Source organism: Candidatus Pelagibacter bacterium nBUS_29 (genome assembly GCF_051200905.1).
Classification (GTDB): Bacteria; Pseudomonadota; Alphaproteobacteria; order Pelagibacterales; family Pelagibacteraceae; genus Pelagibacter.
Genome location: NZ_CP172843.1, coordinates 1,139,173 through 1,165,756, shown reverse-complemented (window position 1 = coordinate 1,165,756; position 26,584 = coordinate 1,139,173). Strand labels below are relative to the sequence as shown.

Genomic DNA, 26,584 nt, shown 5'->3' with positions numbered 1-26,584 from the left:
ATAAGGAATGCATAAACAAACTATAGCTTTAATAGATGATGATAGAAATATTCTAACTAGTTTAAGTATAGCTTTAGAAAAAGAAGGTTTTACAGTTCAAACTTATATAGATGGAGAAGGTGCATTAATTGGTCTAACTAGAACACCTCCTGATTTAGCAGTTATCGATATAAAGATGCCTAAAATGGATGGAGAAGAATTGCTTAAAAAACTTAGGAAAAAAACATCTCTACCAGTAATTTTTTTGACATCCAAAGACGATGAAATTGATGAGTTGCTTGGATTGAAATTAGGAGCAGATGATTTTGTAAAAAAATCTGGAGGGTTTTCAATTAAAGTTTTGATTGAAAGAATTAGAGTTCAGCTAAGAAAAAAAGATACGAATAATATTTTAGAGGAAAATAAAAGTTTAATTTCACACGGTAAGCTAAAATTAGACCCATCTCAACTTGAGTGTGAGTGGAACAGTAAACAGCTCCCAGACAAGTTAACTACAACAGAATTTTTAATTGTTAAAGAGTTAGCAAAAAGACCTGGAATTATTAAAGAACGAGCACAATTAATGGATATTGCTTATAGAGAAGACACTGATATTGAAGATAGAACTATCGATAGTCATGTTAAAAGAATTCGTAAAAAATTCAAAAAAGTAGACCCTGATTTTTCAGCTATTGAAACTAGATATGGTAGTGGATATAGATGGAATGTTAGCTAATGTTTAGTAAATACTTAAAAAGTCTATCTATATTAAAAAAATTTTTATTTATAAATTTTATAATTTTTACAATTATTAGTTTATTTACATTTATTTATCTAAACAGCGTTCAACCTAATCTAATTAAAAAAAAATCAGTAAAACACGTAAATGTAATAGATAACACTATTAATACTCTTGTAAGACTTGATGTAAAATTTGATGTTGAAGATATAAGAAAGTTTTTATTTTCAACACGATTTATATTTCAAAACCTTGATAGAGTGATCTTTTTTGATAATGATTTAAATATAGTAGGTGACACAGATACCTTAGATCTTGATCCAAGATCTTTTTCTACAAGATTAGATGAAATTGAATTTGAAAGTTTGAATGATAATGAAAATGACAAAAATAATACAAATGAAAATAATAATTTAACTGAAAATAAGAACTTTACTTATGAAAAAATATTAAAAAAATATTTAAATTCTGACGCTTATGGAAATTCTTATACATTCATACAGGAGGATCTTAATCAATTTAAATTAATTACAATTAAAAATGTAATTAAAGATAATTCTAATATTGGATACATTGCCATTACTGAAAATGCCAATGATATCAAAATTGCCACTGATGAAAGGAAAGCTTTTGTAACTAGAACCGCAATTGCTGTAGGCTTTGTAATTCTTATTTTCTCTTTTGTTTTGAGTAGATATTTTATTAAACCAATACAAAACCTTGTAAGCTATACAAAAGTTATTAAAGACAAAAGTCAAACCAAAACAAATATTGAAAGTTTAAAAAGTCGTAATGATGAATTAGGACTTTTATCAAATTCACTGGATGATATGACAATTGAACTTCAAAAAAGAGTTGCTCATGCTGAGAATTTTTCTACAGATCTAGTTCATGAAATAAGAAACCCACTTGCATCTTTAAAAAGTGCTTCTGAGATATTGCAAGACAGTAACAACTCTGAACAACGATTAAAATTATTGAATATTCTTAGCCATGATGTTTTGAGAATTGAAAGATTAATAACTGATTATTCACAGATGTTAAAAGATGAAGTAGCTCTTAGTAAAGAAAAGATGAAAAAAATCAATATAGAGCCAATTATTCAATCTGTTGTAGATGATTATAACAACATCCAAGGAGTTAAAAAAAATATTAAAATTAATTATAAAAATGATGGCAATGAAAAATATATCATTAATGGTATCGAAAACCGAATTGAGCAAATAATTGCTAATTTATTGGATAATTCAATTTCATTTTGTAAAGAAGGAGAAAATATTTTTGTAAATATATCCAATACTGCAAATAAAAAAATTGTGGTTAAAATTATTGATGATGGCCAAGGCTTTAAAGAGATAGATACATCAAAAATATTCAAAAGATTTTATAGCAATAGACCAGATAAATTTGGAGAACATTCAGGTCTTGGATTGAATATTGTTAAAAATTTAGTTGATCTTCATGATGGTGAAATTGTAGCATCAAATCGATTAGATAGAGATGGTGCTATCGTAGAGATAAATTTTCCAAGCGTTTAATCTTATCTTGATTAATTTGTTGTTAACTGTATAAAACTTTTCCATGGAAGATTTTAAAGTCAAAGATATATCATCAGCTGAATTTGGTAGAAAAGAAATTTCGATAGCAGAGAGTGAAATGCCAGGATTAATGGCTTTAAGAGAAGAGTATTCAAAAACTAAACCATTATCAGGAGCAAGAATTATTGGTTGTTTGCATATGACTATTCAGACAGCTGTATTGATAGAAACATTGGTTGCTCTAGGGGCTGAGGTAAGATGGTCTTCGTGTAATATTTTTTCAACTCAGGATCATGCAGCTTCTGCGATCGCCAAGGCTGGAATACCTGTTTATGCATGGAAGGGTGAGACTGAAGAGGAATATCTCTGGTGTATCAAACAAACTATTATTGGCAAACCTGATTGGAAACCAAATATGCTTTTAGATGATGGCGGTGATTTAACTGCAATTATGCATAATGAATATAAAGATTTGATGAAAGATATAAAAGGAGTTTCAGAAGAGACTACTACAGGAATAAAAGCTTTAAATAAGATGGAAAAAGATAATTCTCTTTTAGTGCCAGCGATTAATGTTAATGACTCAGTTACTAAATCAAAATTTGACAATTTATATGGTTGCAGAGAAAGTTTAGTGGATGGAATTAGAAGAGCAACAGATGTAATGATGTCAGGAAAAATTGCAATCGTAGCGGGCTTTGGAGATGTAGGTAAAGGAAGCGCAGCATCATTAAGACAAAGTGGAGCAAGAGTTTTAGTTACTGAAGCAGATCCAATCTGTGCATTACAGGCTGCAATGGAAGGATATGAAGTTGTTTTGATGGAAGAAGCTATTAGCAGAGCTGATATCGTTGTAACAGCCACAGGAAATAAAGATATTGTTACTGCTGACCATATGAGGGATATGAAAGATAGAGCAATTTTATGTAATATTGGTCACTTTGATAATGAAATTCAAGTTGAAGCTCTTAAAAATTATAAATGGAGTGAAGTTAAACCACAAGTTCACGAAATAGAATTGCCAAGCAAAAAAAGAATTATTCTATTGGCAGAAGGTAGACTAGTTAATTTAGGTTGTGCAACTGGACATCCAAGTTTTGTTATGAGTGCTTCATTTACAAACCAAGTAATTGCACAGATTGAGCTTTGGAATAATCATAAAAATTATGAAAATAAAGTTTATGTTCTTCCTAAACATTTGGATGAAAAAGTTGCAACTCTTCATTTAAAAAAAGTTGGTGCTAAACTTACAAAATTATCCAAAGAACAAGCAGATTATATAAGTGTTGGAACTGAAGGTCCATTCAAACCAGATGCCTATCGCTATTAAAAATAGCATAATAGATATATCCTCAGAAGAGACGACCAAAGAATTAGCTAAGAATTTTTCCAATTATCTGACAGGTGGCGAAGTAATCTTTTTATATGGAGAAATGGGGGTAGGTAAAACTACTTTTGTAAAATATTTAATTAATCAATTTCAAATAAAAAAAAAATTACAAACTACAGAAGTAACAAGTCCAACTTTTAACTTACTTAATGAATATGAGACAGATGATTTAATTATTAAACATTATGACCTATTTAGATTAAAAGATGAGTCTGAAGTTAAGAATTTAGATTTATTTGATAATAATCAAAATACAATAACACTTATTGAGTGGCCAGAATTAATTAATAAAGTAAACTTTAACAAGGCCATAGATTTAATTTTTAACTATGAAAATGAATTAAATAATAGATCTGTTAAAATTGATGGTCTAGACTGATCTTTTAATATGAAACTTTCAAAAGATTTTAGGGAAATTAAAGGAGATGCTTCTTTTAGAAAATTTTACAGAAATACTAAAAAAAATTCAATTGTAGTGTTTTCAAATAGAGAAAAAATTAAAAATTTATTAATTTATGACTCAATTAATAAAATCTTAATTAAAAATAATATAATTGCCCCTAAATTATTAAGTCAAAATTATAAAAAGAATTATATTGAAATACATGATTTGGGAAAAAAAACTATTTATCAAATATTTTCAAGAAATAAAAAAAATCAATATTTAATATTTAAGAAAATAATTAATATTTTAAATAAAATTCAATTAGTAAAAGATAAAAAAATTAAAAATTTTAGAAATAAATTTTACCTGATTAAAGATTATAAAAGCAAGATCTTATTAGATGAAGCAAAGTTATTTAGTTATTGGTATGTTCCAAAAAAATTAAATAAAAAAAAAATTAATATATTCAATAGTAAATTTAATAAAGAAATTAAGTTGGTATTATCAAAACTAAACTTTAAAAATGATACTTTTGTCCATAGAGATTTTCATGTTTCAAACTTAATCATAAACTCCAAAAATCAAATTGGATTAATTGATAATCAAGATGCTCTTATTGGAAACAAAGCCTATGATTTAGCGTCCTTAATTGATGATGTCCGATATAAAACACCCAATTCATTAAAAGATAAGGTGTACAACTATTATTTAAACACCAATAAAACAATTGATGTAAATAAATTCAAAAATGATTTTGATATTTTATCTGTTCTTAGAAATTTAAAAATTATTGGAATATTCATGAGATTGGCAGAAAGAGATAAGAAAAGAAAATATTTAAAACTTATTCCATATGCCTGGAATATGATTGATAGCAGGATGAGTAAAAATAAAGATTTAATTAATTTGAAGTTATTATTGGCAACTAATTTCCCTAAATTTATAAATAAGTAAAATGAAAATTAATACAGCCTTTATTTTATGTGCAGGATTTGGAAAAAGATTAAATCCACTGACACTAAATATTCCCAAACCTTTGATCAAATTAAACAATATTGCAGTGCTTGAAACTTGTATTAATCTAATCGAAAGTTTGGGTATACAGCAAATTATTCTCAATACTTTTTATTTAAAAGATCAAATTCATGATTTTATAAATAATAAAAAATTTAAATCTAAAATTTCAATTATTGAAGATGGTGAGAGTATTCTTGATACAGGTGGCGGAATAAACAATATGATGAAACATACAAGTGAAGATAATGTTTTAATATTTAACCCAGATACAATATGGAGGAAAAATTATTTCAATGAAATTATTGAAATGGAAAATATGTATTTTTCCAAAAAAATAAAAAATATACTTTTATTAGTAAAAAAAGAATTAAGTTTTGATAAAAATTTAAATGGTGATTTTGATCTTAAAGAAAATTTAATCATAAAAAATAATGAGAGTAAATTTATTTATACGGGTTGCCAAATTATGAATAAAAAACTTCTATCTGATTATAAAGATAAAATTTTTTCAATAACAAATGTATGGAACGATCTAATTGAAAAAGAAGAACTATATGGATTTGAGACTGATAATGATTTTTATCATTTAACTGATCTTGAAACTTTTAAAAAACTACAAGATCTTTAGCTCTTTCTTTATCTAAGTATTTGCAATCTGTAATTTTATTCTCTTCATCTAATTTTATTACAAGTGGATTTCCAGTTGGAATCTCCAATTTAGATATTTGATTTTTATCTAATTTAAATAAATATTTACATAATGCTCTAATCGAATTTCCATGTGCAGATATTAAAATATTATTGTTAGAAATCTCATTTTCAATTTCTTGTTTATAAAAATCTAATACTCTTTCATAAGTATCTTTAAGAGACTCCGTATCAGGAATTTTATTGATTGGTATTTTTTTATAGGTATCAATATTAATAGGGTGATAAGGATTGTTTTTATCTAAAGGGTCTGGTCGCAAATCCCATGAACGTCTAAATTGATGAACTTTTTCTTCACCAAGTTTTATTTTCATTTCATCTTTATTTAAACCTGTGAGTGCCCCATAGTGTCTCTCATTCAATTGCCAGGCTTCTTTCGAAATTTTTGTATCTTGCAATGTTTTTTTTATTAATTTTAAGGTATTTTTTGCTCTTAGTTGAAAAGATGAATAATAAATATCAATGTTTATATTATTTGTTTTTATTAATTCACCAGCTTTTTGAGCCTCCAACTTGCCATTTTCAGTTAAGTCTACATCTACCCAACCTGTGAATTTTTTCTCAAGATTCCATACACTTTGTCCATGTCTTACTAAAATTAAATAACTCATTTGTTTATCTTTTAGATCAATTTGATAAATAAAACTATTCTTAATGATCAATTATTTTTCAAAATATAAATTTTTTTTTTACTTATGCAATTTCATTATAATTATTTTATATTTATTCCCGGGGAGTATTCTAGGTTGGTTTTTATATAATGATGCAAGTTTACAACCACAAATTACCCCCAATCTTATAGTCTCATCTAATCACGTTTATGCTTTTTTAATTCTTTCTTTTGTTGGTTTTTTTACCTATAAAAAAATTGAACAATTAAAATTTCTAAGTATTTATTTAATATTTTTGTCCATAATACTTGAAATATTGCATTACTTTATACCGGAGAGAAGTTTTGAATTTTCTGATTTATTTGGAAACCTTGTGGGTGTGATTATAGTAATAATTATATTTTACGCTTTTAAAAAAAAATGAAAATTTTAAAAATTAATTATTTATTTATTTTAGTTATATTAATTGCAGGCTGTTCTTCAGTTCCTAAAAATACTTCAAATAGTTGTTCAATATTTAGTGAAAGATATTTATGGTTTAAACATGCAAAAAGATCAGAAGTAAAGTGGGGTACACCTGTTTATTTGCAACTTGCTATAATTAAAATGGAGTCAGATTTTGATTGGCTTGCCAAACCCCCTAGACAGAAACTTTTTAAAGTAATTCCTTACAAAAGGCCCTCAAGTTCATTTGGATATTCTCAAGCCGTAAATGGTACCTGGGAACAATATAAAAAAGAAACAGGAAATAAACTTGCAGTTAGAACAAGGTTTAAGGATAGTGTTGACTTTATTGGATGGTACACCAATAAATCAAGTACTAATTTAAATATACCAAAAACTGATGCTTTTAAACAATATGTTGCTTATCACGAAGGATGGGGAAATTATAAACATTATAAAAAAAATAAAAAAATAATTAATTTGGCAAAAAGGGTTGAGAAACAATCTAATGTTTATAAAAATCAGCTAAAAGAATGTGGCACCTCACTGAGCAGAAATAAATATATTATTTTTTAGATAATTCTTTTTTTAACTCTAAATCAACCGAGTCTATTCTTTTACTATTTCTGGCAAGTGCCAAGTACATTGTTGGTGTCACATATAGTGTAAAGAAAGTAGAAATTATCATTCCTCCAAGAATAGTTGCTCCAACAGCTAGTCTAGATGCTTCTCCAGCTCCTGGTCCAATATTTCCAATTACTAAAGGCATCATTGCTATCATGGTACTTATAGATGTCATCATAATTGGTCTAAATCTTAAACTAGATGCTTCTTTTACTGCGCTTACCAAATCTTTACCTGTCGTTCTTATTTGATTAGCATAATCTACAATTAAAATACTATTTTTAGTTGATATCCCAATTAAAATTACAAGAGCAATTTGAGAAAAAATATTTATTGAGCTATTTAAAAATAGAATAAAAACTAAACCACCAAAAACAGCCAATGGCACTGTAAGCATAATTATAAATGGGTGGACAAAAGAGTTAAATGTTGCAGCCATTACTAAATATGCTGTGAGTAAACCAAGTGCAAAAATAATATAAAGTTCATTGGTAGTTTCTTTGATCTCTTCAGACTCACCTTTCCAAGTAATTTGGTTTGTGGGCGCAACTTCTGACATAATATTTTCCAGATATTCAATTGCCTCAAATAACGAGTAATTTGGATTTACATTCGCTGATATTGTTACTGCTCTTTGTCTATCGTATCTTGCTAGTACTTTTGCAGACCCTTCTTCTTTTAAATCAACTAAGTTTGATAGTGAGATTAATTCACCAGTTATGCTAGATCTTACAAATAGCTTGCTCAAACTATCTTTATCTTTTCTATCAACAAGATATTGCTGAAGAATAATTGGATATTCTTTTCCTAATTTGTTAAATGTAGTAACTCTTTTACCACCATATAAAGTTTCTAATGTCTGACCAATAGATCTAGTCGATATTCCTAAATCTTTAGCTTTATTTTTATTTATAACTAATTTTACTTCTGGTTTATTCCTATTAAAATCTGACTCAATTCTTGACAATCCTCTATTTCTTCTAAGTTTACTTATAACTTCTTTTTGAATACCTTCTAGTTCTTCGTAGGTACTTCCTAAAATTACCATTTGGACTGGTTTATTGTAATTGGAAACCCTTATCCCTTGAGGTGAAATTGGAAAAGCTAAAGTTTGAGGTACAGTTACTATCTTGCCTATAGCTTGTCTCATGATTGTCATTGCATCTTTATCTCGTTTTTTCCAATCATCTAGTAAAGCAATTATGATAAAACTATTAAATGAATTTGCAGAGCTTCCAAAACCTGGAACTCTCATGATGAATTTATTGTAAGGACTATCTTCAGCCTGTAGCAATGGAAGCAATCTTTTTTCTACATCTTGAGCTTTTTGTTGTGTATAATCAAACGAACTTCCTTCATCTGTAAAACCAATAACTAAATAAACACCCCTATCTTCTTTTGGAAGAAGCTCTTTAGTTGTGTACATAAATAAAGCCACAGATCCAGCTATAATTAAAAAAATAAAAGTTATTATCGTTTTCTTTTTATTAATCCAATAGTTTAATGTTTCTTTATAAAAATTAGAAAAACCCTGAAAAAAAATATTAAATTTTTTTACAAAGAATCCAGAACTAGCTTTTTTATCTAAAAATTTGCTCGCAAGCATTGGTGACAAAGTTAAAGCAACAAATGATGATACAACAATTGAAAAAGATAAAGCTATAGCAGTCTCTCTAAATAAAGTTCCTGATATTCCTTTAATAAAAATCAATGGAATAAAAACAGCAAGTAAAATTAAAGTTGTTGCAACAATTGCAAAAGTAATTTGTTTAGACCCTTTATATGCAGCAACTAATGGATTTTCTCCATTTTCTATTCTTCTATATATTGCATCTGTCATAATAACAAAGTCATCGGTTATAATTCCAATTGCTAGTATAAAACTTAGAAGCACAAAAATATTTATTGATAAATCAAATAAATAAATACCTAAAAATGATGCAATTAAGCTAACTGGTAGAGCAACAGCAGGAACTATTACTGCTTTAATATTACCTAAAAATAAATAAATTATTATTACAACCAAAACAAATGCAATTGCTAGAGTTTTATAAACTTCATCAATTGCTGCCTTAACATATGTGGCTCTGTTAAATGAAACTTCTAACTTGAGACCTTCTGGTAAAGTTTTTCTAACTTCAACAATTTTTTTTTGGATTTCTTTTGATAGCTCAACTGTTGAGGCACCACTCTTGGCATAAATCCCAATACCAACTGTTTTTTGATTTAAATTATTTTTACTTTGAGCTTTAAATAATGTTTTTTCAGAAACAGGACCTAATTCTACATTTGCAACATCTGATAATCTAACTATTTTATCTTTTGTTCTTTTAATAGGTAAAAATTTTAATTCATCAATATTGTTATAGGATTTATCTAAATTAATTGTTAGATCTATATTATCTGCTTCCAAAGTTCCAGCAGGCAGACTTATGTTTTCATTTCTAAGTGCATTTTCTACTTCCTGAATAGTCATATCATTTGCAGCTAGCTTAATAGGATCAATCCAAACTCTAACACTAAGTTCTCTAAGACCTCCCAGTAGAATTCTTCCAACATTTTTTACACTTGAGAAAGAATCCACTAAATATCTATCTGCATAATCGCCAAGTTCTAAATCCGACCATGTTGAAGATGAAACAGAAAGCCACATTGTTGTGGTAAAACCTGCTGCTTGTTTTAATATTTGTGGAGCATCTGCTTCAGAAGGAAGATTATCGACTACTCTAGCCACTCTTTCTCTTATGTCATTTGCGGCATCATCAAGCTCAATATCCGTATCAAACTCGATGTTAATACTACTTCTTCCGTTTTCAGACTTAGAGTCAATATTCTTAATTCCTTCTGCTCCTCCAATAACATCTTCGATAACCTGAGTTATTTCTTGATCTACAATTGGAGCTGACGCAGATTTATAATCAACTTTAACTTGCACTACAGGTGGCTGTAAACCATCAGGTAGCTCTCTTACCGGCAGTTCAGAATAAACAAATAAACCAAATACAATAAGTATTAAAGATAGAACCCATGCTACTACAGGTCGTTTTATGCTTACTTCGGTGATGTACATTTATTTATTTTTTCTCTGTCTCAGATTTTTTAAATGGGTTTAATTTTTTTAACCAATCAAACTTACTTTTTTTCTGCTCTGTCTTAGCTGGCTTACCTTTTTTCTTCCAACTTGATGACTTTGGTTTTGAACCATATTTAATTGGTTTTATTTTTCCATTAGGTCTTGTTTTTTTTAGACCTTCAGCAACTACTGTGTCACCATCTTCAAGACCAGATTTGATTTCTACAATTCCTTTTTTTCTTAAGCCAATTTCTACTGCTACTTTTTTTACAGTATTTTCTTTGTCTACTTTATATACATAAACATTATCACCCTCCATTAGCAAACTAGTATCAAGAATGCTTAACGAGTTTCTCTCATTGTAGTTAATAGAGATCTCTAATAGCGACCCAGATAAAAGTTCATTGTCAGGGTTATCAAGTTTAATTCTAACTGGAAGAGATCTTTTATTTGTATCAATTCTGCTTGCAGTAGATTCTACAGTTCCAGAGTATTTTTTAAGAGCATTTCCAGAAAATTTTATATTTACGTTTTGACCTTTTTTTACATATGGCGCAAACGTTTCAGGTATATCTACATCAACAAATAGAACTGAAGTATCTTCTAAATTTAGTATAATTGAACTCTTTGATACATCTATATCATTAGAAAAATCTCGTTTACCAATAATTCCATCGAAAGGAGTGGTTATGTTTCTATTCTTTAATTTTGCAATTACATCTCCTGTTTTAACTTTTGTATTAAATTTAATCGGCTCTAAAATCTCATATTTTTCAATATTAAAGGATTTAATTTGTGCTGGAACTGCAGTACCAAATGTCTCGATAGTGTTTTGAAATAATTTTTGTTCAACCACTTGAACAATTATTCCTGGGGGCGGTCTTTTGCTAAATTTTTTCTTAAAATGATTACCAATCATTGTTCTAGCAATGATTACTGCTGCAATGATAAAAAAGAAGATTAATACTATTGATATAATTTTTGTTGATCTTTTCATAATTTAACTCTTTCCATACTCAGACCATGAGCCATCGTAAATTGTGGGCATATATTTATCATTTATTATTGAATAAGCTAGTGCCAATACGCTCGCAGTGACTCCAGAACCACAAGAAAATACTAGGTTTTTATTTATATCAAATCCTACTGAATTAAATTTTTTTATAATTTTATCTTTGTTAATAAATGTATGATCCTCATTTATTAATTCAGAAAAAGGGATACAAAAAGAATTTTCGATAGATCCACTTTTTAAGCCTTTTCTTGGCTCTACGACTTTTCCTTCAAATCTTTCTTTGCTTCTAGCGTCGACAACTTCAAATTCTTTTTTTTGAATATTTTCATCGATTTCTTTTTTATTTTTAACAAGCTGCTTATTTTCTTCTGCTTTATAAATTGATACTTTTAAATTTGTTTGTTTGCTGTCTGTTAATTTATTTTCATTTTTCCACTTCTTTAAACCACCGTTTAATACATGAACTTTTTTTGGGTTATGACCAAAATAAATTAGATTATACCAACATCTACAGGAACTTATAACATCTGAGTTGTCATAAATTACTATTTCATCATTATTTTCTATTCCCATGTTACTTACAATTACTTCCCATGATTTTGCATCAGTTAGCATATGAGGCAAATCTGTATTTAACTTTGAATTTTTATCTAGATCAAAAAAAATAGCATTTGGAATATGCTCTTTACGATATTCAATAAAACCATTTCTTTTTGTTTGTGGCATATGCCAAGAGCAGTCAATAATCTTAACTTTATTTATATTTTCTTCTAGCCAATTTGTATCTACTAATGACATTTTATCTCTTTTCTAAATATTTTTGATGATATTCTTCTGCTGGACAATAATTTTTTACCATAGAAATTTTTGTAACAATTTTCCCAGATAATTTTTTATTTTCCTCATTTGTAATTTTTTCAGCAATTTGTTTTTGTTGATCGTTAAAATGAAATATTTCACTTCTATACTGAGTTCCAAAGTCTGGACCTTGAGAGTTTAAGGTGGTTGGATCATGAATTTCATAAAAATATTTGATAATTTTTTCATATGAAATTAATTTAGGATCAAATTCTAATTTTACTACTTCAGCATGGTTAGTTGTGCCTGAACAAACTTCTTTATAATTAGTTTTACTACCGTTACCACCACAGTAACCTACTTCTGTTTTTAGAATCCCTTTAAGTTTGTTAAACTTAATTTCAGGTCCCCAAAAACATCCAAGTGCTAAAATTGCTATTTCCATTGATAATTAAATTATTTGATCTAGACTTAATCACATGTTCTCTAAAAATCAATTAGGCTTTTTTTACATGTTTATCTCTATATGTGCATTTTCTGTAATGGATGTGATTGTAAAATGGACCAATGATTACCCAGTTGGACAAGTTTTGTTTTTTAGAGGTTTTTGTGGATTAATTCCTATTTTATTTATCATTCCTAAGGAAAGATATATTGATTTTTATAAAACGAGCAGACCATTGTTACATTTTAAAAGATGTATGGCTGGAATAATTGCGTTAATTTCAATTGTTATTGCTTTAAGAAATCTTCCATTAGCTACTGTTGTTAGTGTTACTTTTGCAGCACCAATATTTACTACTATTTTTTCAATATTTTTATTAAATGAAAAAGTTGGTTTTTATAGATGGTTGGCAGTTATAGTTGGTTTTATTGGGATTATTGTTATCTCAGAGCCAGGATTTAGTTCCTTAAATTTTTATTTTATTCTACCTATTATTTTTTGCTTAGGACTATCTTATGTAGCTATAACTATTAGGAGATTATCCACAACAGAACCAGTTTGGTTAATAGGTTTCTTTTTTTCAATTTCAATAATGATTTTAAGTTTTTTTACATTTTATCAAAATTGGTTATTACCAAATTTAGTAGATTTATTTTTATTATCCATGATAGGAATTTTAGGAGGATTAGCAAACTTATGGCTAACCCAGTCTTATAAATTATCCGAAGTAAGTTTGGTTACCCCAGTAAAGTATTTAGCATTAGTATTTGCCATAATATTTGGTTATTTAATTTGGGATGAAATTCCAACAACCAAAACTCTATTAGGGGCTATTTTAGTAATAGCATCTTCAATAATAATATTTAGACGTGAAATAGTTTTAAAAAAAAATTTATCATTATCAAGACATGAGTAAGATACCAAGTTATTGGAGTAGAGCAAAAAAAAATTTATCTAATAAAGATAAAGTGATGGCTAGTTTAATTATGAAATATAAATCTCCTACAGAAAAAATTCTAACAACAAGAAAAGATATTTTTTTTTCTTTATGTAAAAGTATTATTGGTCAACAGATTAGTGTTGCAGCAGCAAACTCGGTTTTTTTAAAATTTAAAAATAAATGTAAAAATAAGATTAATGCCAAAATGGTAACTACATTAACATTTACACAATTAAAATCATGCGGTCTTAGTAAACAAAAAGTAAAAGGAATTCAAAGTTTAGCAAAACAAACTTTGGATAAAACTTTTAATCCAAGATTAATATCAAAAATGTCAGATGAAGATGCTATCTTATATCTTTCACAATTAAGACAAATTGGTAGATGGTCTGCAGAAATGATTTTATTATTTACTTATAATCGTTCCAATATTTGGCCAGTACAAGATATCGGACTTCTCAGGGCAATTTCTAAAAATTATAAAAAAAAATATTTACCACCTGAGAAGTTTGTAAATTTGTTGCAAAAAAGATTTTCACCATATTGTTCTGTTGCAACCTGGTATTTGTGGAGAAGTATAGATCCTGAACCTATTCAGTACTAAAGCCCTCAATTACCTGCATATGTCTCTTAGTGGTGTCTTTTGCCAAATCCCATCCAGCTAAATACTCTTTTGAATTGTGACATTCAATTGCTTTTTCATAACTTGGAAATTCCCAAATAACTGATCTGGAAAAATCATCTCCATCGTATGTTTTATGTTTTCCGCCTCTTACAAGGGGAACACCCCCAAAACTTTTAATAATTGGCGTAACAACTTCTGCATATTTTTTTAAATTATCTTGATTTTCAACTTTTACATATAAACTGATCCAATAAGCTTTCATTATTTCTTCCTTTCAAAATTTTTTAGTTATGATAGTAAAATTTATGGCTGACAAATTAATTATCACTTTTGATGAGTATAACAAAATTGTTGAAAAGTTAGCAATCGAGATTCATAAAAAATATAAACCTACGGTTCTAGTTGGAATAATGAGAGGTGCAGCTCCAATTTTGGATATTCTTTCAAGAATTTTAAAATTACCAATAGCCTACATTGTTATCCAGAGCTACTCTGGAGAAGGCATGGAAGATAAACAAGGGCAACTAATGTTTGCAAGGGAAATTAGTTCTTTAGCAGAAAACAAAGATTATAATAAAGTACTTTTGGTTGATGATCTTTCAGACACAGGTTTAACATTAAATAAAAGTATAGAATGGTTAAAAAATTATGGTCCAACGAAAGATTACATAAATGAAGTCAAAACAGCCTGTTTATGGAAAAAAAAATCATCAACTTTTGAACCAGATTTTTGTCCAGTAAGATTAGATACAGATCCATGGATTGTTCAGCCAACCGAACATTATGAAGAATTATCTATAGAAGAAATTATAAAAAGAAATTAAAAAATAGGGCTAGTTAAAGCTAGCCCTATTAAATATTTTTAAGCAACCGCAAAACTTACGACACTTAGTATCGCGATAACAAATATTGCTGGCGAAGTAGATGAAAACTTACCAGTAAATATTTTAATTAAAGCATATGACACAAATGCTAAAGCAATACCGTTACTAATGCTATATGTTAACGGCATAGCAATCATTGCTAGAATAGCTGGAGCAGATTCTGCAATATCATCCCATTCAATATCTGTAATATTTCTTACAAATAGAACAGAAACAAAAAGTAAAGCCGCACCATCAATTTGTTTTGGTAGGCTAGTTGCAAGTGGAGCAAAGAATATACATGCTAAAAACAGCAAGCCTATTACAAGAGATGTCATACCAGTTTTTCCACCAGCTTTTACACCAGCACCAGACTCAACATAACTTGTAACAGTAGTAGTTCCCATCATTGCACCAGCAACTGTACCAACACTATCAGCTAACATAGCTTTATTAATATCTTTAACTTTTCCTTGTTTATCAACTTTACCAGCAACGTTTGCAACTGAAGTTAATGTTCCAGCTGTATCAAAGAAGTCAATAAACAATAAAGTAAATATTACTGTAGACATTCCCGCAGTCATTGCAGCAGATAAGTCAAATTCAAATAGATAGCTCATTGGTGGAGGAGAGCTCGCAATACCATTAAAGTTTGCAAGTCCTGCAGCCCAGGCAATAATACTGAATACCAAAATACCAATAATGATATTACCTTTGACATTCATTTTTTCTAAAACAATAATTGCTATGAATGTAGCACAACCAAGCAATACTAAAGGATTACCTAGATCACCAAGTTTTACAAGTGTAACTGGATCATCAACAACTACCTCCATAATTTGTAATCCAATAATTGCTAAGAATAAACCTATACCAGCTCCAATACCTAACTTAAGACTTCTAGGTATGGAATTTATTAACCAAGCTCTAATAGGTGTAAGAGATATAATTAAAAATAATACACCGGCAACTAGTACTGCACCCAAAGCTTCTTGAGGTGTGTAACCCATTCCTGCACAAACTCCAAAAGCAACAAAGGCATTAATCCCCATACCAGGCGCAAGTCCAATTGGCCAAGTTTTTCCATAAAAAGCCATTATAAAACATGCAAGTGCTGTTGCTAATATTGTTGCTGTATAAACTGCGCCGAAATCAAAGAAACCTTTTTCGGGTCCGGCAAATTCACCCGATAAGATAAATGGATTTAAAAACATTATATAAGCCATCGTTAAAAACGTAGTAGTTCCGGCTATTACTTCTGTTTTAAAATCTGTTTTGTGTTTTTTATAATTGAAATAATTTTCAAGCATTTGTCCTCCTAATAGATGATAAATATTTGATTCTTCTTATAAATACCCTGTAAAACTAGCGTTTATTCACATATTTCAACTCAGAAGTTTATAATTATGCCATAATTGTAATGTTATTGTTATTTAATGGCAAAACTAAAATTACTTTTAATTATATCTTTTTCATTTTTGATGATTGCCGGATGTCAAACAATCAAAGATAAAACAAATAAAATTGTTGAAAAAGAGAATGAAAAATTAAGTAAATACATTAGTAAGCCAGCGAGTGTTTTACAGATGGATTTAGGAAAACCAGATGAAGATTTCAAGAATGCAAAAGGAAATTTTGAATTAATTTATAATACAAAAAAATATGGAATTCCTTGCGAGAGAAGATTTGAAATAAATCCTGATAAAATTGTTATTGGTTTTGTATCAAATGGTTGTTTTTAATTAAGTACTTGCGAGGAATTTATCCCCGCAAGCAAGGTAAACTTATTTAATTTCTATAAGTTTTTTCTTTTTATGTTCTGGTATAATTCTTTCACAAGAAATATTTAATAGACCATCTTTTAGTTCGGCACCATTTACCTTTACGTCATCAGCAATAGTGAATGATCTTGCAAATTGTCTTTGTGAAATACCTTTATGAATTATTTCCCCATCAACATTGTTTTCATCTGATTTATTAACTTGTTTGGTTCTTACAGTTAATAAATTATCTTCAAACTCAACCTCAACATCATTCTTATTAAAACCAGCCAATGCAACTTCAATAGCATAGTTGTCTTTTCCTGTTTTTCTTATGTTGTATGGTGGATAATTTGACTGCATGGTCAAATTTCCATTTCCAAGCATACTTTCAAATTGATCAAACATATCATCAAAACCAATTGAAAATGGTCTTAGTGAGTTAAAGATTGATAGATCCTTACTTGTCATAATATTCTCCTTTGTTAAGCAAGTTTATTTATGTAAGCCCCATTAGGCGACTTACATAGTATATATAGGAATTAGTTTTACTGTTTCAAGATCTACAGGATTAAATTTTTTCTGATATTTTAAGTGCAAACGCATAATCAATTGCAATTTCTTCAATAGCACCATCTCTTCCAGATTTTCCTCCATGACCTGCGTTCATTTCTGTTTTTAAAAGAAGTAAATTATTATCAGTTTTATATTCCCTTAATTTTGCAGTAAATTTTGCAGGCTCATCAAACAAAACTCTATTATCACTTAAGCTTGTGGTAATTAATATATGAGGGTAATCCATTTTTTTAATATTATTATATGGTGCATATGAAAATATATAATCAAAATGTTCTTTATTATCTTGAGCATTTCCAAATTCATCAAACTCTCCGACAGTTAATGGAAGAGAATGATCAAGATTTGTTGTTAGAGAATCTACAAATGGTACAGCCATAACAATTCCAAGAAATAATTCTGGAGCTTGATTAACAACAGCGCCCATTAACAATCCTCCTGCAGATCCACCCATACCTATGATCTTTCCTTTTGATGAATACTTGTTGTTAATTAAGTATTTTGCAGCAAAGATATAGTCTTCAAATGTGTTTTTTTTATTTGTAAGTTTTCCCTCTTTCCACCATTTCATTCCTTTTTCCATACCACCTCTGATATGAGCTGTTGCCCATATAATATCTCTATCAATTAAGCTTAATCTTGTAGAAGAAAAGTTTGGACTCATAGAGCTACCGTATGAACCATATCCATATAGTAGTATGTTTGCTGAGCCATCAATTTTAGTTTTTTTATGTCTAGTAATTGTTAGAGGAACTAACCTTCCATCGTGAGATTTGTATTCTACTCTTTCAACAATATAATTTTCTGGATTATGTCCAGAAGGTATTTCCTGTTCTTTTACAAGTTTTTTAGATTTATTATGTAAGTCGTACAAGTAAACCCTAGATGGAGTTTTGGGAGACGAATAGCCAAGATATAATTTGTTAGTATTTCTATCTCTTTGAACCAAAGAAATACCTGGTACATAAATATTTTCATTAGAAAATATTAATTCCTCTTCAAGATCTGATGTAATATTTCTAACAAATAATTTATCTAGTGCGTTGGAAGTTTCAGATCTAATAATCCAGTCTTTTAAAAAAGTTAGCCCACCTATTAGAACTTCATCTCTTGGAGGTATAAATGTTTTCCATTCTTGAAGTGTAAGACTATTAGAAATATCGATTTTAAAATCTTCGGCATTTTTGTTGGTATGATTATAAAATTTTCCATCCCAAGAACTAACCGAGTAGAGAATTCCTTTCTCTCTTTTCATTATTAATTTTGGTGAAGGATTTTTCTCATCTACATTAAAATAGTATTGTTCAGATGTGTTATGGTCAGATGTATTAATAAAATAATATTTTTCATCGGAGCTTAAGCCAATGCTAACAGTGAATGCCTCATTTTTTTCCTCAAAAATTAGCTGATCTTGGTTTTTAAAATTACCAATTTCATGCCTGTATATTTTTCTTGCACGATGATTTTCATCAAGTTTAGAATAAAAAATAAATTTATCATCTAAACTAAAAGTAATTCCTCCTGAAGTTTCAGAAATTTCTTTTGTGATGATTTTATTAGTTTCAATATTTCTTATAGAAATTGTATAGTATTCAGAGCCTTTGGTGTCTAAAGAATATCCTAGGTATTTATCATTATTGCTTACTTCTAAATCTCCAACACCAAAATATTCTACTCCTAGATTTTCTTTTTCTTTATCACCATTCCAAATTTCTTCTACTAAATCTGAATTAATTTTCTTTCGAAGTTTAATTGAATAATTTCCAGTTTTAGTTGTTTTGGTCCAATATTCATAGGTGTGATCTTTATAGAGAAGAGACTCGTCATCTAACTTTATTCTTCCTTTAATTTCATCAAATAATTTTTTTTGTAGAGGTTTCGTGTTTTTTAAATGATAGTCAGTGTATTTATTTTCTTCTTCAAGATAATCTTTTACTTCAGGTAATAGTTTATTTTTATCTCTAAGTACCTCTAAAATATTTTTTTGATGTATCCAGCTATAATTGTCTTCCCATGTAACATCATGACATGATTTTAATTCTGGTTTTTTTTTTAGATATGGTATTTTCATAAAGTATAGGAAATATATGAATATAATAATTTATACACTGATAATTTTGACTTTTTTGTATTTTTTAATGAAATGGTGGAGAGGTGTTTTCTCAAAGAACATGTCTAAAAGTGTAAGGTTGTTCACGATATTTATTCTAATCATTTTAGCCATCATATTTGCAGCAGGTGGTAAAATTTTACTTACATTGCCTTTAACTCTTTTAAGTTTAGCCCTAGTGAAGTTAAAAGGCTTATCAATTTTTCAATTATTTTCATTATTTAGACTTATTCAGACACTTAGACAATCAGGAAGATTTTCCTTTAATCAATCTCAAAATAACAATTCAAATACTCTGTCTGTTTCTGAGGCTTATAAGATATTAAATTTAGATAAAAATAATAAACCAACAATAGAGTTAGTAAATCAGGCTTATATAAAAATCCAAAAAAAAATACATCCTGATATTTCTCCTGAAACATCAAGATTGTCTGCAATCGTTAATGAAGCTAAAGAAATTGTAATTAACGATATTTCTTAATTTAAAATTGATATAAATTTATCAAAAATTTTATCTGGATTTATTTTGTCTTTTCCAAAAGTATTATGTCCCACAGTAGTCTCACCATCTGGTAAAATGGGATACATGTTAGAACTATAAGAACCATAAATTAAAGGAGTGTCGGCCATTAGTGTTATTGTTTTAATCCCAAGAGCTGATGATAAGTGACTAAAACTTGAGTCATTACAAATTGAAATGTTACAATTTTTTATAATTGGCAAAGTATCAGCAATTGATAAGTCATCTAAAGGGATACATTTGTCTCTGAATTTTGAGCTCAGTATCTGATTTAAAATTATTTGTTCATCATCTTTTTTTCCAGTTGCTAAAAAAAATTTACTTTTCTTAAAATTATAAATTTTTTCTATAACAGATAAAAAAGTTTCGGAAGGTATTCTTTTAGTGGGCCCTGAACCACCAATTCCTAGGAGAATATTTAGTTCACTTGAATTTATATTAAATTTTGACTCTGCTTCTTTAATCAAATTACTATTAATTTCAATTTGAGGATCTTTAACAACATTAACCCCTAAATTTTTTTTGATTAAATAATTTGCGGGTTGGACAATATGTTGATTAGTTTTTTTTAAAAGAGGATATTGATAAATTTCTTTAATATTTGCTAATCTTGCAATCAAATTAAACCTTAGCGACGAATTAAATATAAAGATTTTGTCAAATTTATATCTTTTTAAATCTTGAGCCAATCTAATACTTCCCATAAATCCATTATGTCTCTCATTTTTTTTATTATTTCTTTCTAAAAATATTACTTTATCTAAATAAGCAGTCTGCTTGATATATTCATCTACTTTTGAACTTTTTTTTACAAGTAAGCTCACAGGGGTATTAAATTTTCTAGAAATTGCCTCTATAAAAGGTAAAAAAATAACAGTATCTCCAATTCCCATTCTATTCTGAACTGCTAAAATTTTCATATTTTATTTATAAACTTTACTAATTAATATTTTTATATAAATTTTATGTATGAGTAAAATTAATGGTATTTATGCCGCTGTTATGTCAGTTTTAAACAATAATCTAACATTAAATATTAGTAGAACTATTAAACATGCGGAAATGGTTATTGATCAAGGTTGTCATGGGGCTGCAATATTTGGTAGCACGGGTCAAGCCCAGTTAATTTCAATTAGTGAAAAGATAAATTTATTTAATCAACTATCTAAAAGTAAATATAAAGAAAAATATATAATTGGTACTGGTTTAAATTCTTTAAGCGAAAATATAAATCTAATTAGTGTAGCTAAGTCTTTAAATTTTAAGAAATTTTTAATTATGCCTCCAGCGTTTTATAAATATTCAGATAATGATGTAATTAATTTCTATTCAAAAATTATTGATGTTCACCCAGATTGTGAAATAGTGCTGTATAATTTTGAAAAATTATGTGGTTATAAGTTTAGTGTAGAATGTGTTCAAGAATTAGTAAAATTATTTCCAGAACAAATTATTGGTGTTAAGGATAGTTCCTATAATCTTTTTGAAAACCTAAAAATAGATAATTTTTCAATTCTACCAGGCTCAGAGTCTAATTTATTAAAAGGTTTAGAACTTGGGTGTTCAGGAATAATTACAGCTACTTGTAATGTTACATCTGCATTAGCAAGAAAAGTTTATGATGACTTTTTTTATAAAAAGGAACAAACAGTTAATCAAAAGCTTTGTGATGTTAGAAATACATTTGAAAAATATAATTTAATATCTGGACTTCATGCTTATTATTCAAAAAATGATTTAATTTATAAAAACGTTTTACCACCATTATCAATTTTAAATTCTAATGAAGAAAAGGAGTTAATTGATAATTTAGAAAAATTAAATTTTTCCATCAAACCAATAATGGCAGCCTAAAATGCAATTAGCTAGATTTCTTAACAATGTATTTAAGAAAGATGGTTTTATTTTAGAAAATGCTTATTCTAAAAATTATATTATTGGATCACCAAAAAGTGAAAAGCCAATTAAAGTTAAAATTTTAGACAAAAAACTTCATTATAAACTGTTATTCCAGCCAGATTTATATTTTGGGGAAGCTTATACTAATGGAGAGTTAATTATTGAAAATGGAAGTTTGAGTGATTTTTTAGATTTGGCATTAATGAATTTTGGAAGAAATGATCTAAATTTATTTAGTTATTTAATAAATAGACTTCGAGGATCTTATAGATACTTAACTAACTTTAATTTCATCAAAAAATCTAAAATGAATGTATCGCATCATTATGATATTTCAGATGATCTTTATGATTTATTTTTAGATCCCAAGAAACAATACTCGTGTGCGTATTTTAAAAATGAAAATGATACACTCGCAGATGCTCAAAATAATAAAATTCAACATATAATAAAAAAATTAAACATAAAACCTAATCAGAAAGTTTTAGATATTGGATGTGGCTGGGGATCTTTAGCTATTGATATTGCTCAAACTGCTAATTGTGAGGTTACAGGAATAACATTGTCTAAAAATCAACTTAATTATTGTAATAAAAAAGCAAAAGAACTTAATTTAGAAAATCAGCTAAAATTTAAATTGATAGATTACCGACAGCTTAATGAAAAATTTGATAGAATTGTAAGTGTAGGAATGTTTGAGCATGTTGGTAGGAAATTTTATAAGAAATTTTTCAAGCAAATTAATAAATTATTAAGCGATGATGGTATATCTTTAATTCATACAATAGGCTCAGTAAATCCACCAAGAGACCCACATCCTTGGATAACAAAATATATTTTTCCAGGGGGTTATACACCAAGCTTAAGTGAAGTGACCACACCTATCGAAAAAGCTGGGTTAATAATCTCTGATGTAGAGGTTTTAAAACTACATTACTCGCATACATTAAGACATTGGAAAGAAAACTGTATTAAAAATAAAGAAAAAATTATTCAAATGTTTGATGAAAAGTTTTTTAGAATGTGGGAATTTTATTTAGCAGGTTGCGAAATGTCATTTAAGTGGGGTGATCAGGTTGTATATCAATTTCAACTTACAAAAAATTATACTTCAGTCCCGGTAACAAGAGACTATATTTATCAATGATTTATTGATAGATATAATTCTCCTGAACATGAAAAAAATAAAAAAACATTCAAAAAAAACTAAAAAAAAAACTAAAAAAAAAGTTAATAAAAAAGTTAATAAAAAATCAAAAGTTATCAGAAAAAAAATAAAAAAGATAAAATCAAAAATTAGACCAAAAAAATTAGATAAAGCCAAAAAAAAAATTATAAATAAAAAAATACCAAAAAAACAAAATTTTATTTTAAGATTAATAAATTTTCAAAATTCTTTAAAACCTCAAATAAACTTTAAAATTAGTTTTAGTATTGAAAAATATATTCAAGCTTTCTTTGATAAAATAGCTAATACAATTTTTGAATATAAAGAGACTAAAAAAGATGAAGCTAGAAGACTAAAATTAGAAAAATTAGAAAAAGAAAGACTAGAAAAAATTAATCTTGAAAATGAAAAGCAAAAGCAGGAAGAATTAAAGATTAAGTTACAGGAACAAGCTTTAAAAGATGAAATTAAGCTTGATAAACAAAGAGCCAAAGATATAAAAATCTTTCTTCGAAAAGAGCAAGCTTTATTGAGAATAGAACAAGCTGAAAAACAAAAGCAATTCTTAAAGCAATTAAGATTAGAAAAACAAATTGAAAAATTCAGAATTAGAGAAGTTAAAGAGTTAGAAAAATTAGAAAAAATATCACTTAGAGAAAAAAGAGATGACTATGCAGGCCTTCAACAACGAATAGAAAAACTAAAAGAAAAATATCGAATAATTAGAGATCAGAAGATAAGAGAAAGAGTGGAGGCCCTTGGAGTAAAAATTCAAGGTGATGAAGATAGAGAAACGTTACTTAGAAAAGAAAAAGAATACACAATAGCAAGACAAAAAATAGAATTTGCACTTGAAAGTTTTTACCGCAGTGCAAGCAGTTTAGTGTTTCAGTTAAACAAAAGACATATTACAAGACACATGTCTATCTTTAGATGTATTGATAAAAGATTTGAGACTGGTGAGATCTTTGTTAAATGGGATGAGTCTTCTGATGAAGAATGGTTATTATTAATATATATCAAAAATAACTCACCAGATGAAGGAATAGTCATCGAAGATAAGACTAACCCAGAAAAAAATGTATCTCATGAATTTAAAAATAATGAAATATTTAAAGCATCAGATACGATGGTTGACTCTCTTACACAGCTTATTGCTAGAAAAAGGGTAAAAAATAACAATTAAACTATCTTATTTAATTAAGTAATATTTAGAATGTTTTTTGGTACAATTACAATGGCAATTCTATACCTAATCCTAAGATATACTCTTGCTTGGATAACCTATTATAATAACTTAGACTCGAGACTTGGAAACTCTACATGGCGTTGGAGTTATGATTATCAGGTAGTTGGTGAAAGAGACATTTCAGATTTAGATGATAAAGATTTTGTGAGGCTGAGAAGAAAAAAAAATAAGATTGTTACTTTAATGTACTCAGTTGTAATGATTATGTTTATTGCTTCTATGTCTTTATTGAGCAAGTTTTTAATATTTTTTCTAAATTAGTTTTTTAGTTGTTTTTTATTTTTTAAATATAAAAAATAAGCAATAATTTCATATCCAACTCTAAAAAACGTAAAAATTACAGGAAGTTTAAAAAAATTATATAGAAACTTATATTTTGGAATTTTTTTCCAAACATATAAAAATGCCTCTGCACCTTCAATTATGTTATCCCCATCTTTAACATGAAGTCTTCTTAAAAGATCTTTATCTTTTTTTGATGTTTCTTTTTCAGCGATAGAATTATCTGTTATATCAACCCAATCGATATCTTGAATTTTTTCTTTTTTGTACAAATTAATTTCAGATCTACAAATTTTACAGGAATTATTAAAATATACTTTCATAAATTAAAGTTTGTATCTATGTAATTAATATATGTACATGTGTTAATTCATCCATTGAAAATTGACTATAAATAGCTATGTAATGTCCATGGCAAATTTTTTTGACAAATCAGATCTTACTAGAAAAGATGTGGATGAAATTGTATCTGACACTTTAAAGAATTGTGATGATGGCGAGTTATATTTTGAAAATTCAAAATCAGAGTCTATTTTATTAGATGATAATAAGATTAAAAGCTCAAATTATAGTTCGGATTTAGGTTTTGGTTTTAGAGCTGTTTCAAATGAGGTAGTTGCTTATTCCCATTCTAATGAAATTTCAAAAGATTCATTAAAAAGTTCTGCTGAAAATTTAAAATCTACACTTAAATCTAGTAAAGGAATTTATAATCATGAAATTCCAAAAACTAACAACAAATTTTATGATGACATAAACCCCATTGAACAAAAGACACTCGATTCTAAATTAGAAGTTCTAAATAATGTAAATGATTATTTAAGAAAAAAAGACTCTAAAGTTAAACAGGTAACTGCAAGCTTTAGTGGAGAACAAAAATCTATTGAAATTATTCGTTCTGGTGGAGAAGCTTTAACAGACATTCGTCCTCTAATTAGGTTTAATGTTTCAGTAATGCTTGAGAAAAATGGCAGAAAAGAAACGGGAGTTTATGGAATTGGTGGAAGACAATCTTATGATGATTATTTAAAAGATGATAATTGGAAAAATGTTTGTGAGGAAGCTTTAAGAATTGCTTCTGTAAACCTTGATAGTAAACCAGCGCCAGCAGGTGAAATGAAGGTAGTGTTAGGACCTGGTTGGCCAGCAATATTAATTCATGAAGCTATTGGTCATGGTTTAGAAGGAGATTTTAACAGAAAAAAAACATCAGCATTTCATAATTTGATGGGCCAAAAAGTTGCTAGTGAAGGGGTTACAATTGTTGATGATGGAACAATAGATAAAAGAAGAGGAAGCCTTACTATCGATGATGAAGGAACTCCAACAGAAAGAACAGTTTTAATAGAAAATGGAATTTTAAAAAATTTTATGCAAGATAGATTAAATGCAAGGTTAATGAATACCAGGTCTACAGGTAGTGGGAGAAGAGAGAACTACAAGCACATTGTTTTACCAAGAATGAGAAATACGATGATGTTAAGTGGAACCCAAACTCAAGATGAAATGATAAAGTCAGTTGATAGAGGAATTTTTGCTGTCAGTTTTGGAGGTGGACAAGTAGATATTACATCTGGAAAGTTTGTTTTTAATTGCACGGAAGCCTATGAAATAAATAATGGTAAAATTGGGTCACCAATTAAAGGAGCAACCTTGATAGGAGATGGTCCATCAATTTTGAAAGAAGTATCAATGGTGGGAAATGACATGATGATGGATCCAGGTATTGGAACATGTGGTAAAGCAGGCCAAGGTGTGCCAGTTGGAGTAGCGCAACCTTCAATTTTGATAGATAAAATGACTGTTGGTGGAACCAAATTATAAAT

General features: G+C 28.1%; 29 protein-coding genes. 18 read left to right on the top strand and 11 right to left on the bottom strand.

Annotation, left to right across the window (positions count from 1 at the left end):
• Window positions 1-7 precede the first annotated feature (7 nt).
• Genes ACIJYA_RS06235 through ACIJYA_RS06210 form a run of 6 tightly spaced genes read left to right on the top strand, consistent with a single transcriptional unit; the run spans window position 8 to window position 5,676 of the window.
• On the top strand, window positions 8-715 hold the full coding sequence (locus ACIJYA_RS06235) for a response regulator transcription factor (RefSeq protein WP_435088097.1): 708 nt from the start codon (window positions 8-10) through the stop codon (window positions 713-715).
• The gene (locus ACIJYA_RS06230; RefSeq protein ID WP_435088095.1) at window positions 715-2,256 is read left to right on the top strand and encodes an ATP-binding protein; all 1,542 of its coding nucleotides are present in this window, start codon (window positions 715-717) and stop codon (window positions 2,254-2,256) included. The genes ACIJYA_RS06235 and ACIJYA_RS06230 overlap by 1 nt, the downstream gene beginning before the upstream one ends.
• A gap of 43 nt (window positions 2,257-2,299) precedes the next feature.
• On the top strand, window positions 2,300-3,586 hold the full coding sequence (gene ahcY, locus ACIJYA_RS06225; RefSeq protein WP_435088093.1) for an adenosylhomocysteinase: 1,287 nt from the start codon (window positions 2,300-2,302) through the stop codon (window positions 3,584-3,586).
• A complete protein-coding gene (gene tsaE, locus ACIJYA_RS06220) occupies window positions 3,570-4,025 on the top strand; it encodes a tRNA (adenosine(37)-N6)-threonylcarbamoyltransferase complex ATPase subunit type 1 TsaE (RefSeq protein WP_435088091.1) in 456 nt (151 codons plus the stop codon). The genes ahcY and tsaE overlap by 17 nt, the downstream gene beginning before the upstream one ends.
• A 9-nt stretch (window positions 4,026-4,034) precedes the next feature.
• Window positions 4,035-4,985, top strand: coding sequence for a phosphotransferase (locus ACIJYA_RS06215; protein ID WP_435088089.1), 951 nt, complete (start codon window positions 4,035-4,037; stop codon window positions 4,983-4,985).
• 1 nt (window position 4,986) lies between these two features.
• The gene (locus ACIJYA_RS06210) at window positions 4,987-5,676 is read left to right on the top strand and encodes a nucleotidyltransferase family protein (RefSeq protein ID WP_435088087.1); all 690 of its coding nucleotides are present in this window, start codon (window positions 4,987-4,989) and stop codon (window positions 5,674-5,676) included.
• On the opposite strand, the gene ACIJYA_RS06205 is transcribed toward ACIJYA_RS06210, so the two are convergent.
• Window positions 5,654-6,367, bottom strand: coding sequence for a 2,3-bisphosphoglycerate-dependent phosphoglycerate mutase (locus tag ACIJYA_RS06205; RefSeq protein ID WP_435088085.1), 714 nt, complete (start codon window positions 6,365-6,367; stop codon window positions 5,654-5,656). The genes ACIJYA_RS06210 and ACIJYA_RS06205 overlap by 23 nt on opposite strands.
• 43 nt (window positions 6,368-6,410) lie before the next feature.
• Here ACIJYA_RS06205 and ACIJYA_RS06200 point away from each other — a divergent pair, with 43 nt between their 5' ends.
• Both ACIJYA_RS06200 and ACIJYA_RS06195 read left to right on the top strand, forming a co-directional pair.
• Window positions 6,411-6,791: a VanZ family protein gene (locus tag ACIJYA_RS06200; protein ID WP_435088083.1), complete on the top strand. Its 381-nt coding sequence runs from the start codon at window positions 6,411-6,413 to the stop codon at window positions 6,789-6,791.
• A complete protein-coding gene (locus ACIJYA_RS06195; protein ID WP_435088081.1) occupies window positions 6,788-7,387 on the top strand; it encodes a lytic transglycosylase in 600 nt (199 codons plus the stop codon). Before ACIJYA_RS06200 ends, ACIJYA_RS06195 begins: the two co-directional genes overlap by 4 nt.
• Here the strand turns inward: ACIJYA_RS06195 and ACIJYA_RS06190 are convergent.
• From ACIJYA_RS06190 to msrA, 4 genes are read right to left on the bottom strand one after another with little or no spacing between them, the layout of a single operon-like run.
• The gene (locus ACIJYA_RS06190; RefSeq protein WP_435088079.1) at window positions 7,377-10,505 is read right to left on the bottom strand and encodes an efflux RND transporter permease subunit; all 3,129 of its coding nucleotides are present in this window, start codon (window positions 10,503-10,505) and stop codon (window positions 7,377-7,379) included. The genes ACIJYA_RS06195 and ACIJYA_RS06190 overlap by 11 nt on opposite strands.
• Before the next feature lie 4 nt (window positions 10,506-10,509).
• Complete coding sequence (locus tag ACIJYA_RS06185; RefSeq protein WP_435088077.1) at window positions 10,510-11,505, bottom strand: efflux RND transporter periplasmic adaptor subunit; 996 nt, start codon at window positions 11,503-11,505, stop codon at window positions 10,510-10,512.
• A 3-nt stretch (window positions 11,506-11,508) separates the two neighbouring features.
• Complete coding sequence (locus ACIJYA_RS06180; protein WP_435088075.1) at window positions 11,509-12,321, bottom strand: rhodanese-like domain-containing protein; 813 nt, start codon at window positions 12,319-12,321, stop codon at window positions 11,509-11,511.
• Window position 12,322: 1 nt separating this feature from the next.
• A complete protein-coding gene (msrA, locus tag ACIJYA_RS06175) occupies window positions 12,323-12,766 on the bottom strand; it encodes a peptide-methionine (S)-S-oxide reductase MsrA (RefSeq protein ID WP_435088073.1) in 444 nt (147 codons plus the stop codon).
• A gap of 34 nt (window positions 12,767-12,800) precedes the next feature.
• Here msrA and ACIJYA_RS06170 point away from each other — a divergent pair, with 34 nt between their 5' ends.
• Together ACIJYA_RS06170 and ACIJYA_RS06165 are read left to right on the top strand one after the other, a co-directional pair.
• Window positions 12,801-13,682, top strand: coding sequence for a DMT family transporter (locus ACIJYA_RS06170; RefSeq protein ID WP_435088071.1), 882 nt, complete (start codon window positions 12,801-12,803; stop codon window positions 13,680-13,682).
• Complete coding sequence (locus ACIJYA_RS06165) at window positions 13,675-14,310, top strand: DNA-3-methyladenine glycosylase family protein (RefSeq protein ID WP_435088069.1); 636 nt, start codon at window positions 13,675-13,677, stop codon at window positions 14,308-14,310. Before ACIJYA_RS06170 ends, ACIJYA_RS06165 begins: the two co-directional genes overlap by 8 nt.
• On the opposite strand, the gene ACIJYA_RS06160 is transcribed toward ACIJYA_RS06165, so the two are convergent.
• Window positions 14,297-14,593, bottom strand: a complete 297-nt coding sequence (locus tag ACIJYA_RS06160) for a DUF1330 domain-containing protein (protein WP_435088067.1) — start codon at window positions 14,591-14,593, stop codon at window positions 14,297-14,299. The two genes, ACIJYA_RS06165 and ACIJYA_RS06160, sit on opposite strands and share 14 nt — an antisense overlap.
• Window positions 14,594-14,621: 28 nt before the next feature.
• On the opposite strand from ACIJYA_RS06160, the gene ACIJYA_RS06155 reads away from it, so the two are divergent.
• The gene (locus ACIJYA_RS06155) at window positions 14,622-15,155 is read left to right on the top strand and encodes a phosphoribosyltransferase (RefSeq protein ID WP_435088065.1); all 534 of its coding nucleotides are present in this window, start codon (window positions 14,622-14,624) and stop codon (window positions 15,153-15,155) included.
• A gap of 38 nt (window positions 15,156-15,193) precedes the next feature.
• On the opposite strand, the gene ACIJYA_RS06150 is transcribed toward ACIJYA_RS06155, so the two are convergent.
• The gene (locus ACIJYA_RS06150) at window positions 15,194-16,504 is read right to left on the bottom strand and encodes an NCS2 family permease (RefSeq protein ID WP_435088063.1); all 1,311 of its coding nucleotides are present in this window, start codon (window positions 16,502-16,504) and stop codon (window positions 15,194-15,196) included.
• A gap of 126 nt (window positions 16,505-16,630) precedes the next feature.
• Between ACIJYA_RS06150 and ACIJYA_RS06145 the strand changes: the two genes are divergently transcribed.
• Window positions 16,631-16,936: a hypothetical protein gene (locus tag ACIJYA_RS06145; protein ID WP_435088061.1), complete on the top strand. Its 306-nt coding sequence runs from the start codon at window positions 16,631-16,633 to the stop codon at window positions 16,934-16,936.
• Window positions 16,937-16,978: 42 nt separating this feature from the next.
• Here the strand turns inward: ACIJYA_RS06145 and ACIJYA_RS06140 are convergent, their stop codons facing one another.
• Together ACIJYA_RS06140 and ACIJYA_RS06135 are read right to left on the bottom strand one after the other, a co-directional pair.
• The gene (locus tag ACIJYA_RS06140) at window positions 16,979-17,425 is read right to left on the bottom strand and encodes an Hsp20 family protein (protein ID WP_435088060.1); all 447 of its coding nucleotides are present in this window, start codon (window positions 17,423-17,425) and stop codon (window positions 16,979-16,981) included.
• A 100-nt stretch (window positions 17,426-17,525) separates the two neighbouring features.
• Window positions 17,526-19,601: a S9 family peptidase gene (locus ACIJYA_RS06135; RefSeq protein WP_435088058.1), complete on the bottom strand. Its 2,076-nt coding sequence runs from the start codon at window positions 19,599-19,601 to the stop codon at window positions 17,526-17,528.
• 16 nt (window positions 19,602-19,617) lie between these two features.
• Here ACIJYA_RS06135 and ACIJYA_RS06130 point away from each other — a divergent pair, with 16 nt between their 5' ends.
• On the top strand, window positions 19,618-20,121 hold the full coding sequence (locus ACIJYA_RS06130) for a J domain-containing protein (RefSeq protein ID WP_435088056.1): 504 nt from the start codon (window positions 19,618-19,620) through the stop codon (window positions 20,119-20,121).
• Here the strand turns inward: ACIJYA_RS06130 and ACIJYA_RS06125 are convergent.
• The gene (locus ACIJYA_RS06125) at window positions 20,118-21,080 is read right to left on the bottom strand and encodes a glycosyltransferase family 9 protein (RefSeq protein WP_435088054.1); all 963 of its coding nucleotides are present in this window, start codon (window positions 21,078-21,080) and stop codon (window positions 20,118-20,120) included. The two genes, ACIJYA_RS06130 and ACIJYA_RS06125, sit on opposite strands and share 4 nt — an antisense overlap.
• A gap of 49 nt (window positions 21,081-21,129) precedes the next feature.
• Between ACIJYA_RS06125 and ACIJYA_RS06120 the strand changes: the two genes are divergently transcribed.
• Genes ACIJYA_RS06120 through ACIJYA_RS06105 form a run of 4 tightly spaced genes read left to right on the top strand, consistent with a single transcriptional unit; the run spans window position 21,130 to window position 24,737 of the window.
• Entirely contained in the window at window positions 21,130-22,014 is an 885-nt protein-coding gene (locus ACIJYA_RS06120) for a dihydrodipicolinate synthase family protein (protein ID WP_435088052.1), read from the top strand.
• Window position 22,015: 1 nt separating this feature from the next.
• On the top strand, window positions 22,016-23,206 hold the full coding sequence (locus tag ACIJYA_RS06115; protein ID WP_435088050.1) for a class I SAM-dependent methyltransferase: 1,191 nt from the start codon (window positions 22,016-22,018) through the stop codon (window positions 23,204-23,206).
• Between the two features lie 28 nt (window positions 23,207-23,234).
• Window positions 23,235-24,413 carry a hypothetical protein gene (locus ACIJYA_RS06110; RefSeq protein WP_435088048.1) on the top strand — a complete coding sequence of 393 codons (1,179 nt, stop codon included), beginning with the start codon at window positions 23,235-23,237 and terminating at the stop codon, window positions 24,411-24,413.
• 30 nt (window positions 24,414-24,443) lie between these two features.
• Window positions 24,444-24,737 (top strand): hypothetical protein, encoded by a 294-nt coding sequence (locus ACIJYA_RS06105; protein WP_435088046.1) that lies wholly within the window; start codon window positions 24,444-24,446, stop codon window positions 24,735-24,737.
• Here ACIJYA_RS06105 and ACIJYA_RS06100 read toward each other — a convergent pair.
• Complete coding sequence (locus tag ACIJYA_RS06100) at window positions 24,734-25,081, bottom strand: DCC1-like thiol-disulfide oxidoreductase family protein (protein ID WP_435088044.1); 348 nt, start codon at window positions 25,079-25,081, stop codon at window positions 24,734-24,736. The genes ACIJYA_RS06105 and ACIJYA_RS06100 overlap by 4 nt on opposite strands.
• Window positions 25,082-25,169: 88 nt before the next feature.
• Here ACIJYA_RS06100 and tldD point away from each other — a divergent pair, with 88 nt between their 5' ends.
• On the top strand, window positions 25,170-26,582 hold the full coding sequence (tldD, locus tag ACIJYA_RS06095) for a metalloprotease TldD (RefSeq protein WP_435088042.1): 1,413 nt from the start codon (window positions 25,170-25,172) through the stop codon (window positions 26,580-26,582).
• The last annotated feature ends 2 nt before the right edge of the window (window positions 26,583-26,584 follow it).

Excerpts from the sequence above, each read along its gene's own strand:
- ACIJYA_RS06105 (WP_435088046.1), top strand. The coding sequence starts at position 24,444 with ATGTTTTTTGGTACAATTACAATGGCAATTCTATACCTAATCCTAAGA.
- ACIJYA_RS06155 (WP_435088065.1), top strand. The coding sequence starts at position 14,622 with ATGATAGTAAAATTTATGGCTGACAAATTAATTATCACTTTTGATGAG.
- ACIJYA_RS06130 (WP_435088056.1), top strand. The coding sequence starts at position 19,618 with ATGAATATAATAATTTATACACTGATAATTTTGACTTTTTTGTATTTT.
- tsaE (WP_435088091.1), top strand. The coding sequence starts at position 3,570 with ATGCCTATCGCTATTAAAAATAGCATAATAGATATATCCTCAGAAGAG.
- ACIJYA_RS06185 (WP_435088077.1), bottom strand. The coding sequence starts at position 11,505 with ATGAAAAGATCAACAAAAATTATATCAATAGTATTAATCTTCTTTTTT.
- ACIJYA_RS06120 (WP_435088052.1), top strand. The coding sequence starts at position 21,130 with ATGAGTAAAATTAATGGTATTTATGCCGCTGTTATGTCAGTTTTAAAC.
- ACIJYA_RS06125 (WP_435088054.1), bottom strand. The coding sequence starts at position 21,080 with ATGAAAATTTTAGCAGTTCAGAATAGAATGGGAATTGGAGATACTGTT.
- ACIJYA_RS06190 (WP_435088079.1), bottom strand. The coding sequence starts at position 10,505 with ATGTACATCACCGAAGTAAGCATAAAACGACCTGTAGTAGCATGGGTT.
- tldD (WP_435088042.1), top strand. The coding sequence starts at position 25,170 with ATGGCAAATTTTTTTGACAAATCAGATCTTACTAGAAAAGATGTGGAT.
- ACIJYA_RS06215 (WP_435088089.1), top strand. The coding sequence starts at position 4,035 with ATGAAACTTTCAAAAGATTTTAGGGAAATTAAAGGAGATGCTTCTTTT.
- ACIJYA_RS06170 (WP_435088071.1), top strand. The coding sequence starts at position 12,801 with ATGTTCTCTAAAAATCAATTAGGCTTTTTTTACATGTTTATCTCTATA.
- ACIJYA_RS06145 (WP_435088061.1), top strand. The coding sequence starts at position 16,631 with ATGGCAAAACTAAAATTACTTTTAATTATATCTTTTTCATTTTTGATG.
- ACIJYA_RS06115 (WP_435088050.1), top strand. The coding sequence starts at position 22,016 with ATGCAATTAGCTAGATTTCTTAACAATGTATTTAAGAAAGATGGTTTT.
- ACIJYA_RS06180 (WP_435088075.1), bottom strand. The coding sequence starts at position 12,321 with ATGTCATTAGTAGATACAAATTGGCTAGAAGAAAATATAAATAAAGTT.
- ACIJYA_RS06200 (WP_435088083.1), top strand. The coding sequence starts at position 6,411 with ATGATCAATTATTTTTCAAAATATAAATTTTTTTTTTACTTATGCAAT.
- ACIJYA_RS06110 (WP_435088048.1), top strand. The coding sequence starts at position 23,235 with ATGAAAAAAATAAAAAAACATTCAAAAAAAACTAAAAAAAAAACTAAA.
- msrA (WP_435088073.1), bottom strand. The coding sequence starts at position 12,766 with ATGGAAATAGCAATTTTAGCACTTGGATGTTTTTGGGGACCTGAAATT.
- ACIJYA_RS06230 (WP_435088095.1), top strand. The coding sequence starts at position 715 with ATGTTTAGTAAATACTTAAAAAGTCTATCTATATTAAAAAAATTTTTA.
- ACIJYA_RS06210 (WP_435088087.1), top strand. The coding sequence starts at position 4,987 with ATGAAAATTAATACAGCCTTTATTTTATGTGCAGGATTTGGAAAAAGA.
- ACIJYA_RS06165 (WP_435088069.1), top strand. The coding sequence starts at position 13,675 with ATGAGTAAGATACCAAGTTATTGGAGTAGAGCAAAAAAAAATTTATCT.
- ahcY (WP_435088093.1), top strand. The coding sequence starts at position 2,300 with ATGGAAGATTTTAAAGTCAAAGATATATCATCAGCTGAATTTGGTAGA.
- ACIJYA_RS06150 (WP_435088063.1), bottom strand. The coding sequence starts at position 16,504 with ATGCTTGAAAATTATTTCAATTATAAAAAACACAAAACAGATTTTAAA.
- ACIJYA_RS06100 (WP_435088044.1), bottom strand. The coding sequence starts at position 25,081 with ATGAAAGTATATTTTAATAATTCCTGTAAAATTTGTAGATCTGAAATT.
- ACIJYA_RS06235 (WP_435088097.1), top strand. The coding sequence starts at position 8 with ATGCATAAACAAACTATAGCTTTAATAGATGATGATAGAAATATTCTA.
- ACIJYA_RS06195 (WP_435088081.1), top strand. The coding sequence starts at position 6,788 with ATGAAAATTTTAAAAATTAATTATTTATTTATTTTAGTTATATTAATT.
- ACIJYA_RS06205 (WP_435088085.1), bottom strand. The coding sequence starts at position 6,367 with ATGAGTTATTTAATTTTAGTAAGACATGGACAAAGTGTATGGAATCTT.
- ACIJYA_RS06135 (WP_435088058.1), bottom strand. The coding sequence starts at position 19,601 with ATGAAAATACCATATCTAAAAAAAAAACCAGAATTAAAATCATGTCAT.
- ACIJYA_RS06140 (WP_435088060.1), bottom strand. The coding sequence starts at position 17,425 with ATGACAAGTAAGGATCTATCAATCTTTAACTCACTAAGACCATTTTCA.
- ACIJYA_RS06160 (WP_435088067.1), bottom strand. The coding sequence starts at position 14,593 with ATGAAAGCTTATTGGATCAGTTTATATGTAAAAGTTGAAAATCAAGAT.